This window comes from Nostoc sp. (assembly GCF_036917315.1).
Lineage (GTDB): Bacteria > Cyanobacteriota > Cyanobacteriia > Cyanobacteriales > Nostocaceae > Nostoc.
On sequence record NZ_JBALDR010000064.1, the window covers coordinates 89,477 to 106,854 of the forward strand.

Annotated in this window: 21 protein-coding genes, 2 tRNA genes and 1 pseudogene; 16 read left to right on the forward strand and 8 right to left on the reverse strand. The window is 38.6% G+C overall.

The genetic code is table 11. The features are described 5' to 3' along the window. The first annotated feature begins 328 nt into the window (after positions 1-328). Positions 329-1,213 (forward strand): glycoside hydrolase family 75 protein, encoded by an 885-nt coding sequence (locus V7K84_RS29580; protein ID WP_334843480.1) that lies wholly within the window; start codon positions 329-331, stop codon positions 1,211-1,213. A 168-nt stretch (positions 1,214-1,381) separates the two neighbouring features. Here V7K84_RS29580 and V7K84_RS29585 read toward each other — a convergent pair whose 3' ends face one another. Continuing rightward, positions 1,382-1,807 (reverse strand): hypothetical protein, encoded by a 426-nt coding sequence (locus tag V7K84_RS29585; protein WP_334843481.1) that lies wholly within the window; start codon positions 1,805-1,807, stop codon positions 1,382-1,384. A 369-nt stretch (positions 1,808-2,176) separates the two neighbouring features. Here V7K84_RS29585 and V7K84_RS29590 point away from each other — a divergent pair, with 369 nt between their 5' ends. The 3 genes from V7K84_RS29590 to V7K84_RS29600 all read left to right on the forward strand — a co-directional run bounded on the left by V7K84_RS29590 (position 2,177) and on the right by V7K84_RS29600 (position 4,285). Next, positions 2,177-2,473: a hypothetical protein gene (locus tag V7K84_RS29590; protein ID WP_334843483.1), complete on the forward strand. Its 297-nt coding sequence runs from the start codon at positions 2,177-2,179 to the stop codon at positions 2,471-2,473. 100 nt (positions 2,474-2,573) lie between these two features. After that, positions 2,574-3,293, forward strand: coding sequence for a pentapeptide repeat-containing protein (locus V7K84_RS29595; protein WP_334843485.1), 720 nt, complete (start codon positions 2,574-2,576; stop codon positions 3,291-3,293). Positions 3,294-3,298: 5 nt separating this feature from the next. Beyond that, entirely contained in the window at positions 3,299-4,285 is a 987-nt protein-coding gene (locus tag V7K84_RS29600; protein WP_334843486.1) for a recombinase RecB, read from the forward strand. A gap of 301 nt (positions 4,286-4,586) precedes the next feature. Here the strand turns inward: V7K84_RS29600 and V7K84_RS29605 are convergent. The 3 genes and pseudogenes from V7K84_RS29605 to V7K84_RS29615 all read right to left on the reverse strand — a co-directional run. After that, positions 4,587-4,856, reverse strand: a pseudogene (locus V7K84_RS29605) (hypothetical protein); the annotation flags it as partial. A 5-nt stretch (positions 4,857-4,861) separates the two neighbouring features. Beyond that, entirely contained in the window at positions 4,862-5,821 is a 960-nt protein-coding gene (locus V7K84_RS29610) for an orange carotenoid protein N-terminal domain-containing protein (RefSeq protein WP_334843488.1), read from the reverse strand. Between the two features lie 707 nt (positions 5,822-6,528). Continuing rightward, entirely contained in the window at positions 6,529-7,182 is a 654-nt protein-coding gene (locus tag V7K84_RS29615) for a TraX family protein (protein ID WP_334843490.1), read from the reverse strand. Positions 7,183-7,393: 211 nt separating this feature from the next. Between V7K84_RS29615 and V7K84_RS29620 the strand changes: the two genes are divergently transcribed. From V7K84_RS29620 to V7K84_RS29660, 9 genes are all read left to right on the forward strand, one after another. Further along, on the forward strand, positions 7,394-7,972 hold the full coding sequence (locus tag V7K84_RS29620; RefSeq protein ID WP_334843492.1) for a hypothetical protein: 579 nt from the start codon (positions 7,394-7,396) through the stop codon (positions 7,970-7,972). Positions 7,973-8,311: 339 nt separating this feature from the next. After that, positions 8,312-8,387: transfer RNA gene (locus V7K84_RS29625), tRNA-Met, on the forward strand. Further along, positions 8,387-8,461, forward strand: a tRNA-Met gene (locus V7K84_RS29630). The genes V7K84_RS29625 and V7K84_RS29630 overlap by 1 nt, the downstream gene beginning before the upstream one ends. 397 nt (positions 8,462-8,858) lie before the next feature. Beyond that, the gene (locus V7K84_RS29635) at positions 8,859-9,395 is read left to right on the forward strand and encodes a reverse transcriptase domain-containing protein (protein ID WP_334843493.1); all 537 of its coding nucleotides are present in this window, start codon (positions 8,859-8,861) and stop codon (positions 9,393-9,395) included. A gap of 384 nt (positions 9,396-9,779) precedes the next feature. Beyond that, complete coding sequence (locus tag V7K84_RS29640; RefSeq protein ID WP_334843770.1) at positions 9,780-11,306, forward strand: slipin family protein; 1,527 nt, start codon at positions 9,780-9,782, stop codon at positions 11,304-11,306. A 286-nt stretch (positions 11,307-11,592) separates the two neighbouring features. Next, positions 11,593-12,516, forward strand: coding sequence for a polyphosphate kinase 2 (gene ppk2, locus V7K84_RS29645; protein WP_334843496.1), 924 nt, complete (start codon positions 11,593-11,595; stop codon positions 12,514-12,516). A 71-nt stretch (positions 12,517-12,587) separates the two neighbouring features. Next, a complete protein-coding gene (locus V7K84_RS29650; RefSeq protein ID WP_334843497.1) occupies positions 12,588-12,875 on the forward strand; it encodes a type II toxin-antitoxin system HigB family toxin in 288 nt (95 codons plus the stop codon). After that, complete coding sequence (locus V7K84_RS29655) at positions 12,875-13,108, forward strand: hypothetical protein (protein ID WP_334843498.1); 234 nt, start codon at positions 12,875-12,877, stop codon at positions 13,106-13,108. Before V7K84_RS29650 ends, V7K84_RS29655 begins: the two co-directional genes overlap by 1 nt. 12 nt (positions 13,109-13,120) lie before the next feature. Then, positions 13,121-13,255 carry a hypothetical protein gene (locus tag V7K84_RS29660; RefSeq protein WP_334843500.1) on the forward strand — a complete coding sequence of 45 codons (135 nt, stop codon included), beginning with the start codon at positions 13,121-13,123 and terminating at the stop codon, positions 13,253-13,255. Here the strand turns inward: V7K84_RS29660 and V7K84_RS29665 are convergent. Both V7K84_RS29665 and V7K84_RS29670 read right to left on the reverse strand, forming a co-directional pair. After that, a complete protein-coding gene (locus V7K84_RS29665) occupies positions 13,241-13,573 on the reverse strand; it encodes a DUF5615 family PIN-like protein (RefSeq protein ID WP_334843502.1) in 333 nt (110 codons plus the stop codon). The genes V7K84_RS29660 and V7K84_RS29665 overlap by 15 nt on opposite strands. Further along, positions 13,570-13,821, reverse strand: coding sequence for a DUF433 domain-containing protein (locus V7K84_RS29670; RefSeq protein WP_194041277.1), 252 nt, complete (start codon positions 13,819-13,821; stop codon positions 13,570-13,572). The genes V7K84_RS29665 and V7K84_RS29670 overlap by 4 nt, the downstream gene beginning before the upstream one ends. Positions 13,822-14,341: 520 nt before the next feature. On the opposite strand from V7K84_RS29670, the gene V7K84_RS29675 reads away from it, so the two are divergent. From V7K84_RS29675 to V7K84_RS29685, 3 genes are all read left to right on the forward strand, one after another. Then, a complete protein-coding gene (locus tag V7K84_RS29675; protein WP_334843504.1) occupies positions 14,342-14,941 on the forward strand; it encodes a transposase family protein in 600 nt (199 codons plus the stop codon). A gap of 67 nt (positions 14,942-15,008) precedes the next feature. Next, complete coding sequence (locus tag V7K84_RS29680) at positions 15,009-15,260, forward strand: transposase family protein (RefSeq protein WP_334843773.1); 252 nt, start codon at positions 15,009-15,011, stop codon at positions 15,258-15,260. A 174-nt stretch (positions 15,261-15,434) separates the two neighbouring features. Next, a complete protein-coding gene (locus tag V7K84_RS29685; protein ID WP_334843506.1) occupies positions 15,435-16,127 on the forward strand; it encodes a hypothetical protein in 693 nt (230 codons plus the stop codon). Between the two features lie 303 nt (positions 16,128-16,430). Here V7K84_RS29685 and V7K84_RS29690 read toward each other — a convergent pair whose 3' ends face one another. Together V7K84_RS29690 and V7K84_RS29695 are read right to left on the reverse strand one after the other, a co-directional pair. Then, positions 16,431-16,853 (reverse strand): type II toxin-antitoxin system VapC family toxin, encoded by a 423-nt coding sequence (locus tag V7K84_RS29690; RefSeq protein ID WP_334843508.1) that lies wholly within the window; start codon positions 16,851-16,853, stop codon positions 16,431-16,433. Beyond that, complete coding sequence (locus V7K84_RS29695) at positions 16,850-17,089, reverse strand: DUF2281 domain-containing protein (protein WP_334843510.1); 240 nt, start codon at positions 17,087-17,089, stop codon at positions 16,850-16,852. Before V7K84_RS29695 ends, V7K84_RS29690 begins: the two co-directional genes overlap by 4 nt. Between the last annotated feature and the right edge of the window lie 289 nt (positions 17,090-17,378).

The window sequence follows — 17,378 nt, forward strand, 5'->3', positions numbered from 1 at the left end:
GTACTTTCTTAAGCAAAAATTGCTGCCCAGATTTCCAACTTCTACCCTCCGGGTGTCTGTAAGAAGTCAGGGATCTAAATCCAGCGATTTAGTAAGTGACATTTAGATTTAGGGTGCGTTGCGGGGGTTTCTTCTCTTGTATTCGCCTTGTTTCCCCACAGGGAAATCAGGCATTACCCACCCAACTTGTCTGACTCCCAATTGTCGCAGCTGGCGCGACACAAAAAATCAGAGTTTGAGATGTTCTAGATATTAGCAATAGCATCAGCACAAAATTTAGTTTTTTAATGTAGTTTCATGAGTTCAAGTTTTAATTTTGGAGCAATTTATGCAGCAATTTCAAGTAACATCAGATAGTTTGAATATACGTTCAGCACCGATTGTTGATGAAGCTAATCAATTAGCATCTCTTCCAAAAGGATATATTGTATCTAAAATAAAAAATTCGGATCATGACAAGTGGTGGAAGGTGGCAACTATTATTGAAGGAAAAACTTTAGAAGGTTTTGTTGCTCAAAAATTCCTGAGTCCAGTCAAAAAGTTTTCGATCGAGACAGTTCTTAAAATTGGTGAAATTCCTATTCTTCAGGCAAATGGAGAATCTGCATTTTTCTATGAAGCAGGTATGAGCATTAATGCTGATGGTGCGCCTAATGCTTATCACCCCGCAGATAAAGGGATTGATTTTTTGGCAAATGCTGGGTATTCAGATAACTGGTGGGCACTAGCTGTAGATAAAAACGGCAATCCATTTATTCAAGGCAGTACCGATCCATATCCTGGATACTATATTTCTACAACTGCATTATTCGACTCTGGATTTGTTAAACAAGATCCACGTCGCTATGTTGATTCAACAAAGATTCCGTATATTGTTCTTCCGGGAAATGGTGATTTTAGAAAGGCTACAGGCGTTAAATTAGGAGATTTTGCAGTTGTTTACAACACTAACAATGAAAAACTCGCTTTTGCAATTTATGCTGATGTTGGGCCTAAACACCAGATTGGAGAGGGTTCAATAGCTTTGTCTCAGGCTGTTGGAAACGATCCATTAGTACAATCAAGAGCCAGGCGAGGAATTGCCAAGGATATCGTTTATATTGTTTTTCCGGGTTCTGGGAATGGAAAAACAAGAACAATTTCAGAAATAGAAGCTGAAACTAAACGATTCTTTGAAATATGGGGTGGCGTAGAACGGATAAAGTCTCTATAAAAGTGTACCTGATGGAAAATCTGAGGTGCGATCGCATCTCAGAGTTCGGTTGCAGCTAATACTTGTCGGGTTTTGGGGAACGAGAAAAGGGAAAGAAAAAACCTTTTCCCCTTCCCCTTTAACCTTTTCCCCAAACCTAATTCTGAATTTTGAGTAATAACGCGCATCCTAAGTTGTAGCTGCTGGTTTTTTTCCATTCTTGCCCTCTACACTGGCAACGAATGAAGGTTGCTCATTACTGGGAGTTGGTGACTCGCCTCGTAGTCCCTTACGACGCTGGGTCTTAGGAACTCCTCCCGCCATACCGTACTCTACACTGCTTTTACCATATCGAGTTCCAACTGCCATTAGCATGTGTTCTGTCATATCTCCCAACTCGTCTTCTGTTTCCAGCATTTCGCGATACAATCTATCTAAGCTGGAAAGCGCACTGTTATATGCATTTTCTTTAGTTCGCATCGTTTCGATCAGGGTTGAGAAGGCAGGTAAGGTGAGTCCATTGCCTAAATCTAAACTTGGATCTATAGAGTTTATGCTAGCCGCACGGCGCACTGCTCTTTCTAACACTGAGGAAGTTCTTTTTCTCCGAGCCACGATCTACACCTTCTAATACAGTACGGTTAATATTCTTTACCTTAAAAAATTGACCTATAGATCAGCCTGAGAGAATTCCGGCAAATCTGCAATGCTTTTTGCTACACAGAAATAATTACAGCAGATTGCGCGAACTACTTAAATGAGAAAGCAAACTGGGGTTTGAGAAAGTAAAAGCTGCTTTTGCTTGCGGAAAACACCAAAATGAGAAAGCAAACCAGGGTTTGAGAAAGTAAAAGCTGCTTTTGCTTGCGGAAAACACCAAAATGAGAAAGCAAACTGGGGTTTGAGAAAGTAAAAGCTGCTTTTGCTTGCGGAAAACACCGAAATGAGAAAGCAAACTGGGGTTTGAGAAAGTAAAAGCTGCTTTTGCTAACTAAATTTGACTTTATCTATATTTTTAAGGTGCAATGGCTAGTTTTGATCGTTGTGATGGTTGTGCGACCGCAAAGAAAAGAATTGAAAAAAAGAGTGTTCCCCGGTATTGCTCCTACTGGTAAACGTGTTGAAGTACCTCTAGTTGCGATCGTTCGATTTAGAGACGGAAAGTTGACTCACAACCATATCTACTGGGATCAAGCTTCTGTGATAGTTCATCATGAGGACAATGTACTCGACTGTTTAAAACTTATCAGTTATAAACGAGAAGTTATCTGGATTATATGAATAAAAATCCATATAATGCATTGTGCTATGCGAGAAGTATCGTACTGCACTCATTAAATGAATAGCTATCTAAATAACAGGGGCAATCAATTTAAGATTTATGACAGAAGAACTTACTCCTATTATCATGCTTTCAGAGCAGCAACCTGCACGACCAGTCAGAACACTTGAAGCTTTGCTCAGATTTTATGCAGAAGGACATCGTAATTTTTCTGGTTCAGACTTACGTGGAGTGACGGTCAATGTCATTGATAAAGAGATTAAATATCTTGATTTACGCGAAATTATTCTTAAGGGTTCTAATCTCACAGCTATTATACTTGCTCGATCAGTAGAGATAAAAGTTGATTTAACTGGATCTGATCTTAGTAATTGTAATATACAAGGAGCTGATCTATCTACATCTAGGCTAGATCAATGTAACTTTAACAATTCAGATTTAAGAGGAGCAAATTTACGTCGCTCCTCTTGTCGAGGTTCTGATTTTATACAGGCGAAACTTCAAAATATATCTCTTGAAAATTATCACAACGATTTTACAGCATCCAACTTTACAAGAGCTAATTTTAGTTCATCTTATTTAACTGGTAAATTTTTGCAAGCCAATTTTTGTGCCAGCAATTTTAATAAAGCTAAACTTCAGCATTTTGACTCACAAGGAGCAGATTTTTCAGATGCTGACTTACGAGATATAGAATTACTTACTGGTGTGAATATGAAATATTCTTACTACAATCATAAAACTAAATTTAGTAAAAATTTTGATCCAATTGCAATGGGAATGGAACTTATTGAAAATGAAAGTGATTCAGAGGATTGAAGAGTGTGCTGAGGAAAACTGAACAAGGTTGGATGTTTGCACAAGAATATCTGCTAGAAGATTTTATCTGGGATTGCCTAGAAAGTGCTTTAGATTTGATTCCCCTTAAACGTCAATTTAGCATTAAGGGAGAGTACTGTGATATTCTTGCTAAAACAAAAAACAATCAATTGGCTGTATTAGAACTCAAAAATTGCGAGGATCGCTATATTATCCATCAACTCACTCGCTACTATCACAGTCTCAGCTTAGAGCAACCTTTAAAAGAATTGATAGACTATAGCCTGCCCATTCGTTTAATTGCAATTGCTCCCGATTTTCATAAACATAATTTTATTGACCGTCGCTACAATTTGTTGCAATTTGAATTTATCCGATTTTCAATTATCAGTCATACCAATAATTTTTATTTACATTTATATCTGGAAGGACGTAAAGAAATTATTGTATCCAAACCAATTCCTTTTCTTGAGATTCAAGAGACTCAAGAATTATTGATGCCTGCAAATCCGGTTGAATTACCACCAAGAATGTTAGTAAATTTCTTGGATAAACTTGCTCCTGTAACCAAAACAGAGGTTTTGAGGCTGAGAGAAAAAATGCTATGTTACGATCAACGTATCAGAGAAATTAAGGAAATCAAGAGTATATTTTATGGACGTGGTAGAACCAAGCCTTGCTGTCAGTTAAAGTTTATTGCGTCTACCAAGCTTGAGCAACTCAATCATTTACAATGTTACTTATGGCTACCAATCCCCAAAAGCCGCCTACGCTTCAATAAAAAAGCAGGTATAGGTAGAATGTATCTAAACTGCGATCCAGACTTTCGGACTGTAAAAACAATTACTTACTGGACAGAAACAAATCGTTATGCAAGTGATCTACCCATGTCTATTGACCTATATTTAGATGAACTTGGTTTAGATCAAGCAAATCAAAACATTGATAGATTATTTGACTTGGCACTTAAACTTAATTTAGAAAGGAATTGACTGGTAAGAGACTATTGATACTATAGCAATCTTACATGATTTGTGAAAATTCGCGTTTTTCAGATCCCCGATTTATCAAAGAAGTTGGGGATCTAACTTTAAAATAGCTAGAGTAGATGTAAACAAGGGATTTAAGCTTGGATTGGGTTTCACTTTGTTTAACCCAACCTACATTGATAAATTTTATTACAAGTAATAATAACCCGAAAATGATATTACGCAAACAATAACCAAGACCCTAGTTTTCAGGTTTTCAGGTAGGGGCAATTCATAAATTGCCCCTACTAATGGGTATCTACTACTAGATAAAAGTCGCGCAACGCAACCCACTAGCTCTTTTATACCCCACAGCTAATTTTTCATCCCAAGGGGCAGGTTTTCTCACTTGTTCCCACACAGGACTATACACGGCTTCATACAATTCCCGTGCCATTTCCACTAACCCTGCATAACCAGCGTAAGCATGATGACGTTCATGGTTAATATCCAAAAAAGGAATTTGTGCTTTCAGCGCTGTATATTGATTGCCAGCCCCAGCAATCAACACATCAGCTTTTGTATTCAGACAAAGAAATTTTACTTGCGAGTTAGGTTAAGCAGTTCTTTAGGAGAAGCAAGTAAATCAATAGCCACGAAGTAAATTTGACCTTGAGGATCGAGTAAAAATCGCCAAGCAATATTCATCCCAACATTACCCCCAAACCAAGGAGTTTCGACCGTACCAGTAATTTTATGCTGTGTATAACCATCTTCTATGGTTTCCGAAACGCCTTTGGTTGGCTTCATCACTAACCCTTGTCCCTCATCTCGTAGATAGGAAGCGATCGCTTCTCGACCAACAATTGGTTTTTGGAATGGTGGTTGCAGCGCACCATTGTTAGCAAATAAAGCAACAGCAGCTTCAAAGTTATCTACATTCATCGCTTCAATGTATTTCAGCACTGTCGGTTCTGTAACTCCCTCAATAGTAAATTGGGGACTTAGAGATGCACGTGGAAACTTAAAGTTTATGACTTCTGCCTGTTTGTTATCAGCCACAGACGGATCGAAGCCCATATTTACTACAGTATTGCGTAGTACAGTAATTTGCTGACTCTGATCGATTCTCTGAACAGCTTGTAGCACTGTTTTAACTTCAGTTGACATTTGATAGCCAACTGGCATAGGAGCAACGATACCCTCTTTCATCCACTCTCCTAACTGCCACCAGAATCCCAGCTTGGCGTTGACACCAAAGTATGCATAAGAACGGCTAATAGGAGTATCAGCATTACTCGCTAAATCACTCATTAATTGCGTTTGCTCTTCATGAGACATCCGCTTAATATCGTTGAATATACCTTCCATTAATTGGAGATTTGCTTTTCCGGGAGCAGCTGGAGTAATTGTACGACCGATTTCAGCGTAGGCATACCAAAGAAATGCTAGTTGATCCTCAATGTTGAGTTTAGCAAACATTGCTGTAGTAGCTGGAACAGCATCTGCCACTTGAGTACTAGAGAAAATATTGCGTGCGGAATCGATAGTATAACTCATGCTTATTACCTTAAAGATTTAGCTATTTAGTAGTTGCTTTCGGCGACAATTTTGCAGCTTAGGGAATAAATCTAGAGCATTTTTCCTGTGGATGACACAATTATCTCTAGATATCCAAATCCGAATTATTATCATTCACTATGGCATCATAACTGGTAAACGTTAACAAAAGACTAAGGGTTAGAAGATTTATCTGATGAATATCATTGAAGGAAATGTATATCCACTATTTTTTTCAAATTTATAGTTTAATAAAAGTTTTGTTTTGAATAACATATCTTCCTAAAGAAAGATATGTGGCTATATATTATCTATCTATATAGATAAATGTATCTGCATTTTAGACTTTTTTAGCAATAAAAATACAATTGCTCAATTGCTCAATTGCTCAACTTTGTTTAAAACTGGCCGATAGTATTTCGGATAGTGAGGCACATCGTGAGATGCAGGATTTCTGCCAGATTTATATTCCACCAGAGGCTATTGCTTGAGCGATCGCAGATGCAATCGAACAACCTGATGACATGGATGTTAGCAAAATTATTATGCGCTTTACCGCCAGCCCTTATTGATTTTAAAGGGTCGGATACTAGGTTCAAGAAAAATTTATTTTATTTGCGATCGCCGTTTAGTTAGGGGATGCTTTGCCTCAATTCGTGAAGCCAATTGTTTTGAGGTTATCCGTAGGGCAATATAGTCAGTCAATCTTACCTGGACTGGATTAAATAATTGATTATACCTAAAATTATTAAATGAGCCGGGTAAAACAAATAAAACCATCTAGCTCGTGAACCTTGTTTACCATTGAATTGAAAAACAATGAGTCCTGCAAAAATTGCCCAACCTTGAAAGATATTAAGCATAGATAGGATTATTAAAATAAAAAAGTGAAAGATGCACCAGTAGAGCAACCATATTCTGGGCTTCAGTTTGTCTATTAGGGACATCAAGAAAATTACTCCAATCCCATAAGTTCCATATTCAGCGCCCAAACTCTCGGCAACTACTGCACACAAGCCGACAATTATTAATTGCTGCCATAATTGTGAGTAACGCTTTACTAAGCGCAACATCACAAGTCCCAGAAGAAGCGTGAATAGAATATTAAGTGATAAGCTCTGGAAAACAATACTATAGATTGGCTGAGATATTATTGCTGCAATTAATAGTCTCCTTCCATAACGGTGTACATTATGGGTATGTTTTTCGCCTTCAGCCAGAAGCCATGCAAAGAGGGGAAAGCTCAATCGCCCCAACAAGTGCAAGATTACCAACTCTGGCATTAGCAAATAGCACACATGATCCATAATCATGAATACTGCTGCTAAGATTTTAATGCTAAAAGCTGAAACTTTAATCACAACGTTACAGTTACCTTGGATTCCTTGATATAAAATCTCTAAAATTTTATTTATTTAATATAAGAGTTATTCAAAATCCTAGCAATTTGATAACATTAACAAAAAGGGCGATGTCTACGACGGTCACTAAACTTTATCGTTCGCGCAGCGTCTCGTAGAGAAGTGCGGGCTGTTTGGTGACGCCCTCTTTAGCAGAGATAACAAAAACACTATGGCAAAGCGTAAGAAAAGCAATCTCCAGTGGATTAAAGAAACGCTTGAACTAAAACCTGACCATCGCTGGGAATCTCCATCAGGCTACAAAATCTTTGTAGCAGATAGAGGCGCTGTTCGTTTCAATGTTCCCCAGGATTGGGTTTTTGAGCCACAAGAGAAATCCTTTAAGTTCATGGATAAAAAACCACCCAACGATGATTGCTGCCTAGAAGTATCTTTCAATCGTCTGCCACCCAATGACTGGAGCCAGTTTCCGCTAAAATCCACGTTGAAGAAAGTTCTGGAAGACGACAGCCGCAACATCATTGCCAAGGGAGAAATTATTACCCTCAAGCGTCAAACTGCCAGAATTGTCTGGACAGAGATGAAGTTCATTGATGTTCAAGAAGAACCACGGGAAGCTTTTTCACGGACTTGCATTGGTTTGGGGTCAAATGTTCAATGCTTAATTACATTCGATTATTGGGCAGACCAAGCAGAACAATTAATACCCGTTTGGGATGAAGCAATGCGTAGTCTTACGCTAGGGCTGTATATCCGTGACCCCATGACTGGTCTAGCTTTTCCAGACTGAGCTACAACCTGGATTTCTCACAAGTGAGAAATCCAAGGGGTGTGGGAGGTGTGGGAGGATGGGGAAGAAGTCTTACCCCCCACACTCCCCACACTCCCCACACTCCCCACACTCCTCTTCCCCTGAAGCCTACACTATGCGTGAGAAATCCGGGTACAAGAATGAATTGAGGCGATATTTACGATGGGCGTAGTTGTAGCACCTCACAATTTCTATATGCTAAATTTGGAGCGGGATAGTAATAAGGTTACAAAGCTATAGTTTAGGTTTTATATGCCTAACTGGTGCGCCAATCTTTAGTATGAGCGTATGCCGCAGAGTGCTTTAAACTATACCATCGTTTGATTAGCTCAGTTGGCAGAGCGATCGACTCATAATCGATTAGTCACAGGTTCGAGTCCTGTATCAAACCCCAGGAAGTTAGCTCACTGGTAGAGCAATCGACTCATAATCGATGTGTTGTAGGTTCGATTCCTATACTTTCACCCAACCCTGTCCGGGTCAAAAGACAATACCCTTCCAAGGTAGCCAATATGGTACGGATCTTAACAGATTCGAGACCCCTCATTTTCTCAACTCTGCGGTGTAAGTGTTTTGCTGTCGGTCATTTACTCGTAAGGGTGATGTTCGCTAGCCACAGTCAAGGAGTAAGCGTAACTGCATTTCTCTCTAACTTGAGTATGTCCCTTCGTTTTCTACATCTAGTTTTCCTTTAGGATTCTAGATTGGTAAATTGAACGGTATATTTGAGCGCGGTTCTTTTTCTAGATTGTCATTGAGCAGTTTGGGAAAAGTAACAGCAATCTTAATCCAGCTTTGGAGAAGCTTTTGCCCACACCTAAACTGTAAACACTTGCACTTGCAGAGTCAAAAAATCTTTTGTAGTATGTACAGCAAAAATCTAAGCACTACCCCATTAGCGACTGAAAGTAATCTAGAAAGCTTGTGGACTGATAATTTAGCACTTTTGCGATCGCATAATTTAGCTGAATATAATACTGCCGAAGAAATAGCCTTTGCAATGGGGATAAGCCTGGAGAAACTGCGCTTTTTAACAACTATTACATCCCTAACTAGACATTACCTCCCTTTCAAAATTTCAAAAAAGACAGGTGGAGAAAGAATGATTTCTGCACCAAAGCCCGAACTTAAAGCTGCTCAAAGGTGGATTTTAGAGAATATTTTAGAGAAATTAGAAGTTCATAATGCAGCACACGGCTTTTCTAAAAATCGTTCCATAGTCACCAATGCTAAACCCCATGTTGGTGCAAATGTAATAGTCAATATTGATTTACAGAAATTTTTTCAGTCAATTTATTACAAACGAACTGTATCTCTCCCTAACTTGAGTATGTTCCTTCCTTTTCCTACATCTGGTTTTCCTTTGAGAATTCTGGATTGGCAAAGCGAACGGCATATTTGAGCGCGGTTCTCTTTTTTTAGATTGCCATTGAGCAATTTGAGAAAAGTAACAACAATCTTAATCCAGCTTTGGAGAAGCTTTTGCCCGCACCGGAACTGTAAAAACCTGCACTGGCAGAGTAAACAAATTTTTTGTAGTATATAGTAGTACAAGCTGCTAAAACTAATCTTTTAGCTTTTGTTTAAAGGGTTGTAAAGCCTAAGAACCTCAAAATGAATTCTGTCTACTCCAGTAGTTAAGCCGTGAGACATCGGTGGTATTTGAGTTCAAGCAAGGTTATAAATGTGTTGTTCTAATCTTTTTAGCTAGTTGCGATGGCTACGCCCGCCGCAGGCATCGCCTAGTTTACTTAAGCTATCACACAAATTATTTATGCAAATTACTATGTGGGAAACGTTTTATATCAAACCTAACGAAATCGGCATCTTATATCACCGCAGTGACTTTAAGAAAATTTTGCAACCCGGTACACATACATATTTAGGTCGGCATTGGCAAGTAAAAATTCATGACCTCAACCAGCCACTAGCTCAGATTGAGAACCTAGAACTGTTGTTGCGAAATCACGAAGCCGAACTACAAGAACATTTATTGATTATCAGAACCGCATTCAATCAAGTTGCATTAGTCCGCTACGGTCAAAATTGGGTAAGCGTTGCACCAAATAAATTGATTGCTTTTTGGCGTGGTTTTATTGAAGTAGAGTCTCATATATTCAACTTAGAAGAAAGCTTAGAATTACCTAGTTCCTTTGTACAGCAATTGCGCTCAGTTTCGTTGAATGGAGTGAAGAAGTTCCAAATCTCAGAGTCTGAGATTGGTTTACTATATCTGCAAAACAATTTTGTGCGACCTCTAGAACCAGGAGAGTATGCTTTTTGGTCGGTAGATAGAGATGTTACAGTCCGAATTCTCAGCCGGATTATCCCTAATCCAGACTTTCCCCTAGAAGATGTACTCATTGAAAAACATCCCGATTTTATTGCTGCCTACTGTCAAACAGTGCAATTGCTGACTTCGCAAGTAGCAATTGTGCGCTATCGAGGTAAAGTGATTTCTATTTTGCCACCCACAAGTCGCAAGTTATTTTGGCAGGGTGTTGAAGTGGAAATTCTCGACATCAGCGCTGATGCTCAGTTACAGCCTAGCTTAGTGGCTGAGTTAGTTGAAGGTTCAACAGAAGTAAAATTGCTCAGTCGCAACTGTTTGCATATTTGCCAAGTGCCTGCACAACACGTTGGACTAGTATACATTAATCAAGAGTTTCAAGGACTGCGATCGCCAGGAGTACATGCTTGGTGGTTATTTGGCCGCTCTTTTCAAACCGAAACCATCGACCTGCGACTCCAAAATATGGAAGTATCCGGTCAAGATATCCTCTCTAAAGATAAAGTACCTCTGCGGTTAAATTTGACCGCAGGCTTCCGCATCCAAGACCCATTGAGGGCAAAAAACGGATTGTCAGATATTTCCGGCTTCTTATACAAAGAATTACAGTTTGCTTTGCGTGGTGCAGTTGGCGAACGCAACTTAGATGCTTTATTAGAAGATAAAGGTGCAATTGATAGAAGTATATCTGAATACATTCGCCAGAAAGCCGCAGACTATGGAATTGAAGTAGATTCTGTAGGTGTCAAAGATATTATTTTACCTGGTGAGATTAAGACTATCTTGAGCAAAGTAGTTGAGGCAGAAAAAGCCGCTCAAGCAAACGTAGTTAGACGTAGAGAAGAAACTGCTGCTACCCGCAGTATGCTAAACACTGCCAAAGTGATGGAGGATAACCCCGTGGCATTGCGTCTGAAGGAACTCGAAGTATTAGAGCGGATTGCAGAGAAGATCGATCGCATTCAAGTTAACGGTAGCTTGGATAGTATCTTAACAGACTTGATTCGGATGAATCCGCAATGATTTAGTTATTAAAGATTGAGGTTGGGTTAGATCGTATATTGATAAATTTAATTGTGACAAAATGTTTGCGATCGCACCTAACCCAATCTGTATAAGAAAGAAAGTTAGCAAAAAGTTGATTACTTGTATGTTTCACTGCCACTGACGTTAATCGTGAGCTTGTTGATTTTACATCTTTGGTGTAAGAATACTTTCAAATGTGTATATTTACACTCAGTCCGCATTAAAATATATACTTGATAGATAAACTCTAATTATGCCGATTCAATGGCATGGGGTCACTGCAATGTCAATTGATGAAGTGAAAAATCAGCAAAATAATGATCTAGCTCAACCAGCTACAGACTTAATAGAAAACCTACTAAAGCCAAAAGACAAGAAAAAACCTAAAAAATCCAAACGAATTTTCGATGGTAGCACAGAAGTTTTTGCTAAGAAAATTCCCAAAAAGACTTTTGAAACTGAACTAAAGCAACTCCAGATTGAGCTAGTTAAAATGCAATACTGGATTAAGCACACTGGCTATCGGGTTGTTGTCATATTTGAAGGGCGCGATGCAGCAGGGAAAGGAGGAGTAATTAAACGCATTGCCGATCCACTCAATCCTCGTGGCTGTCGTGTAGTTGCCCTGGGAACTCCTTCCGATCGCGAGAAAACTCAATGGTATTTTCAGCGCTACGTGCAACATCTTCCGACAGCAGGCGAAATTGTCCTGTTCGATCGCAGTTGGTACAACCGAGCCGGAGTTGAACAGGTGATGGGTTTTTGCACCGAAGCAGAATATCAAGAATTCATGCAATCTTGCCCGGAATTTGAACGAATGCTGGTGCGATCGGGCATTGTTTTAATCAAGTACTGGTTCTCCGTCAGCGATGACGAACAAGAAAAACGCTTTCTTTCTCGCAGTCACGATCCAGCAAGGCGCTGGAAACTCAGTCCAATGGATTTGGAATCACGCGATCGCTGGGTAGAATATTCCAAAGCAAAAGATACCATGTTTGCTTATACGAATATTCCAGAAGCTCCCTGGTTTACCATTGAAGCAGATAATAAAAGACGGGCGAGGCTCAACTGCATTCATCATTTGTTGAGCAAAGTTCCTTACGAAGATATGACACCTCCTCCCTTAGAGCTTCCATCTAGACCTATGGCTGAGGATTATGTTCGCGCCCCCCGCAATGAGCAATTTTTTGTCCCTCAAGTGTATTAGGTTGATTAAAATATAAGATTAGCAGGTGATTTATAGGGATAACAGAGTTATTAAGACATTAGAGTTTTGAGATGCACGTTATTACTCGTAAACGGCTGAATGAATTTGCTAAACTTCATCCAGATACAAATAACGCCTTGGTTCAGTGGTATGGATTGGTCAAGGGAAATGAGTTTGCCTCATTTGTGGAACTCCGTGAAATGTTTCCATCGGCAGATCAAGTGGGTAAATTGACAGTGTTTAACATTGGTGGTAACAAAGTTAGACTCATTGCCGCAATTCATTACAACCGCCAAAAAGTCTACATTCGGGCTGTGTTAACGCATTCAGAATATGATGAAGGAAAGTGGAAGGAATAATGCAAAGCCTAAACTTAGATCAAACCATTGCTGCTTGGTCATTCATTGCCGAAAACGTCTTTGTTCCTCACACAGAAGAGGAATATGAACGCTTGGTTGAGATCCTTGATTTTCTCATCGATCAAGTTGGTGAAGATGAGACGCATCCAGTCGCGTCTCTAATGGAAGTTATCGGTGTTTTAATTGAAAACTACGAAACTGAACATATTCCTGAGTTAAAGGCGATCGCTTAACTTCAACCAGTTATGAATATACAGTGGCGTGTTGTCGAACTGGGGCGATCGCAACAACAGTCTACTCCTTTTACTGCGATGTCTACAACGCTTTACTTTCTGTGCATCTCACAGACAATCCCCCGCAAAGCTTTAGTACAATTCTAAGCAATGCAGACTTGGATTATTCAACAGCTCCTGAATTATCTCCACCCCAGAACGAAGTAGAGATTCAACTTGTTTTGTTGGTGCATTTCCGCAGCGTAGCCATACAACTTTAGGTGGAGAACCGTACAAACGGCTTCTTTCGGCAAAGTCTACATCTTGAGTTACGATGCAAAAGTCATTGGTTTTAGCAAATTCCCATATTTCAGTATCAGTCTTCACTTCCAGCCCATGAAACTGAACATGACTGGAATCAGGGAAAACGTCTGCTAATTGAGTTACCAGCTTGCGACTCAAATTTTGATCAAAAAGCAGCTTCAAAGACCACCTGCTGTCCGCGTAACGTTTGGTAGAGAGGCAACTAAACGATGTTCACGGTCAGCAGCAAACTCTAGACTTGCCCTAATATCTTCTTCTGTTAATTCAGGGAAGTCGTCTAATATCTCTCCATGAGACATACCAGCTGCCAACCAGCCTAGAACATCGTACACAGTGATTCGCATCCGTCTAATACAAGGCTTACCACCTCGCTTATCCGGTTCAATCGTAATAATATCGTGATAGCTCATGGTGATTATAAACTGCATAGCATCTTTCTAAGTCTAGAACAGCTTTACATCGTGCTGCAACGAGGCGATCGCAACAACAGTCTACTTCTTATTACTACGATGTCTACGACGGGCTATTCGGCATCGCACTTTCTCGTAAAGTAGTTTTATTAACGCGCAATCATCGGGATTTCAGCAGAGTACCCGGATTGTTAATTGAGGATTGGACGGTTTAATGCGATCGCCTAGTTTCTTGTCGAGTCAGGGCGATCGCAACAACAGACTACTTTTTGTGCATCTCACACACAATCTCTAAATATGCAGTTGTGTGTTAATCGAGTTTGAGCGATCACAGGCTAAGTTTGTCTAATTTAACAGATAGACTATGGATTTAAGAATTTAATTTCAAAAACACTAAATATTTAGAAATTTAAGCCAAGAGCAAGGGAAAATATATATAATCATATTTTATACTAGACATCTCCAAAATAGTAACATTCTGTGGTAAAAGAACATCAAATAGCTTTTTTGACACAGAAACATGAGCGACATACTGAATCATATTGAACAAAATCCTAAAAAAACAAAGCGGTTAATTGGTCTGGAGTATGAACAGTTACAGCAATTAATTCAAAATGCGGAGCGATTACATCATGAGAAACAAGAGCTATTAGAATCCAAAAAAGTTAGGATTATTGCTGGTGGTGGAGGTCGTAAACCAAAACTATCGCTGAAAGAACAAATAATTTTAACGTTGGTTTATCTCAGGCATCTGACTACATTTGAGCTTCTTGGTATCCAGTTTGGGGTGAGTGAGTCTACCGCAAATGATACATTTAACTATTGGTTGCCAATACTTAGAGAAGTGCTACCATCCAGTTTAATTGAACAAGTAAAAAAAAACGAATCTGACTTAATGGTAGTTAAAGAAATACTTACAGATTATGAATTAATTGTAGATAGCTATGAACAAGTGAGGGAAAGACCTGGGGATAATAAAGAACAAGAGAAATATTACTCTGGCAAGACATGTAAACATACATTTAAAAGTCAGATAATTATCTTGCCAGATGCCAAGGATATCGTTGATGTTATAGCTGGCGAACCTGGACCAAAAAGTGATATAACTTTGTTCCCTTGAAAACCGCGATAACTTTGACCCCAAACAAAAATTTAAGGGAGATTTAGGATATCTTGGAGAAGATTTAATTGACACACCGATTAAAACACCAAGAAATGGAAAGTTAACAATTGACCAGAAAAAAGAAAATAAGGAGTTTTCATGCAAGCGAGTATTTGTTGAACATCGAATTCGTTCTGTAAAAATATTTCGAGTTGTTCAAGAAAGATTTCGCTTAAATCCTAAAAAGTATGAACAAGTAATTTTGACAATTTGTGGAGTAGTAAGACTACGAATTGGGGCACTTGTATTACCAGTAGAAAAATACGCGATCGCATGAGTTGAAAATGAATGCACATAACCACGTTTTTTGTCTGATTATTAACAACAAACATCTCAAACCTCTATTCTATCGTCGAAACTAGCTGGATTCAGAAACTGGCGATCGCACGTTATAAGCTAGTCACAGAGATACTTAGGCAGTTTTCGGAGATGTCTACTAGCTTAAAAAGTTATGGAATCCTGGAAAAAGTTAAGTTATCAAATTATTATTTCTGAATTAGAGCAAATGTCACGATATTTAGATTTAATGAATTCTGCAATACAAGATAACCAGAAAAAACTCGAAGAAGATATGAAAGAAATAACTAAAAATATGAATGAAGAGGAGAGAACCGATTTCTACGATTTTTATGAAAATGAACTTATTGAAGCAGGGGGTAATTTTCCTATACTGCTATTCTCAAGTTTTGTTACTAATTGGTACTCATTTATTGAAGTTCAGCTAATTAGTTTATGTAACATTCTTGACCTTAAAATATCTATTTCTATTAAAGATAAGACATCCCCTGATAAGGGAATTAAACTAGCTTCTAATTTTTTAGATAAAGCAGCAAACTACAAAATTGATAATGGCCAATGGCAAGAACTTGAAAACATCCGCAATATTCGTAATAAGCTAGTTCATGAAGGTGGGATTATAATTCCAAAACCCACTAAAGTTAAAAGTGTGCCAATAGACTTAGGTGAAGACGGTTATATTTACCTTCCTGTGGATGATAAATTATATGCCTATTTAAATAAGCATAATTTGTATCGTGTAGGGCAACACAAGCTTACCCCTGACTACACTTATTGCAAGCATTTAGTTAAACTCGGAGCAGAGTTATTGACAAAAATATATACAGATTTCAACTTGAGTACATAAGCTGTTGGTTAAGCTTGGTGGATTTGATGTGAGTGCTACCACTGGTTGCGCTAACTCTATAACTTAATCTAAAAAATCGTCATTAAAAATAGTCTTTTATATTACAGTTTTTCTTAGAGCAAAATGCAAGCAAATCCTAAAAACCAGACTGCATAAGAGTTATATTGTCTGAAGCATAAAAACAGATTATTCTTACATAACCCTACAACTTGCATTTAGGCTAGAAATAGGCTCTTTTTTTTCTCACTGCTAAAAAACCTTGCATTATATGATGTTGAGGAGCGATCGCTCTTAACCCTGTTCTTATAAATTCTCTGGCATAATCACAGAAATTAATTGATTACGATTCTTCCGATAAATTCTAAAATCGCTATCAAATGTTAGCAACTCACTTTCAGGATACAGTTGTGTCATTCTCACCAAACACGCATCTGCTAATGACATTGGAACTGATTGATATTGTCGTAGCAATTCTTTAATTACTGCCGCTTCTTCACTCAAACACATCGAAATTAATATCTTTCCCTCGTCTAGTAAAGACATCACCGTATCCTGACCACCGTAGATATTTCGCAATAAAAAACAAGTCTCTACAATCACAGGTTCACAAGTGAGTAAAGGCTGCTCAATTGTAGCTAAGGTATTAATTACCCAAGTATGAAGATGCTCTCTGCGATTAATAAAGGCTACTAATGGCCCCGTATCGATGATGACTCGCTGCTTCATTCAGTTCCTAAACCTTCCAGATATTGTTTGTTAGTCGCCAAATCACCGGGGCCACCATCAACACAACCAGCAAATTGTTGAGCTACTTCCAAAAATGAAATAGGCTCAATTTGTTCAATGTTTGTATTTTTTTGTGCTAGCTGACTTTGCAGAAACTCAATAAAATCTAAGACTTCTTGTTGCTTCTCTGGCGGCAGTGATCGCATTTTTTCAGTGGCAGTTTGTATAATACTCAAAACAACCTCCAGATGTTATTTATCTGTCTTTTGTGCATCCAATTACTTCAGTTTAGCAGGTTAACACTTTATGGATCAAACGAACAAAAGATCCTGGTATGAATGCAGATGTTATCTGCTGTTGAATTTAGGCGATCGCACCATTTAATCTAAAAAATCGTCATTAAAAATAGTCTTTTCTTTTACAGTTTTTCTTAAAGCAAAATGCAAGCAAAATCCAAAAACCAGACTCCATAAGAGTTGTACTACCTAAAGCATCGAAATAGATTGTTCCTAAATAATCCTGCAA

Bases quoted from the DNA above. Each gene is read 5' to 3' on its own strand.
- V7K84_RS29580 (WP_334843480.1), top strand. From the start codon at position 329: ATGCAGCAATTTCAAGTAACATCAGATAGTTTGAATATACGTTCAGCA.
- V7K84_RS29595 (WP_334843485.1), top strand. From the start codon at position 2,574: ATGACAGAAGAACTTACTCCTATTATCATGCTTTCAGAGCAGCAACCT.
- V7K84_RS29610 (WP_334843488.1), bottom strand. From the start codon at position 5,821: ATGAGTTATACTATCGATTCCGCACGCAATATTTTCTCTAGTACTCAA.
- V7K84_RS29620 (WP_334843492.1), top strand. From the start codon at position 7,394: ATGGCAAAGCGTAAGAAAAGCAATCTCCAGTGGATTAAAGAAACGCTT.
- V7K84_RS29635 (WP_334843493.1), top strand. From the start codon at position 8,859: ATGTACAGCAAAAATCTAAGCACTACCCCATTAGCGACTGAAAGTAAT.
- V7K84_RS29640 (WP_334843770.1), top strand. From the start codon at position 9,780: ATGTGGGAAACGTTTTATATCAAACCTAACGAAATCGGCATCTTATAT.
- ppk2 (WP_334843496.1), top strand. From the start codon at position 11,593: ATGTCAATTGATGAAGTGAAAAATCAGCAAAATAATGATCTAGCTCAA.
- V7K84_RS29650 (WP_334843497.1), top strand. From the start codon at position 12,588: ATGCACGTTATTACTCGTAAACGGCTGAATGAATTTGCTAAACTTCAT.
- V7K84_RS29655 (WP_334843498.1), top strand. From the start codon at position 12,875: ATGCAAAGCCTAAACTTAGATCAAACCATTGCTGCTTGGTCATTCATT.
- V7K84_RS29660 (WP_334843500.1), top strand. From the start codon at position 13,121: ATGAATATACAGTGGCGTGTTGTCGAACTGGGGCGATCGCAACAACAG.
- V7K84_RS29670 (WP_194041277.1), bottom strand. From the start codon at position 13,821: ATGAGCTATCACGATATTATTACGATTGAACCGGATAAGCGAGGTGGT.
- V7K84_RS29675 (WP_334843504.1), top strand. From the start codon at position 14,342: ATGAGCGACATACTGAATCATATTGAACAAAATCCTAAAAAAACAAAG.
- V7K84_RS29685 (WP_334843506.1), top strand. From the start codon at position 15,435: ATGGAATCCTGGAAAAAGTTAAGTTATCAAATTATTATTTCTGAATTA.
- V7K84_RS29690 (WP_334843508.1), bottom strand. From the start codon at position 16,853: ATGAAGCAGCGAGTCATCATCGATACGGGGCCATTAGTAGCCTTTATT.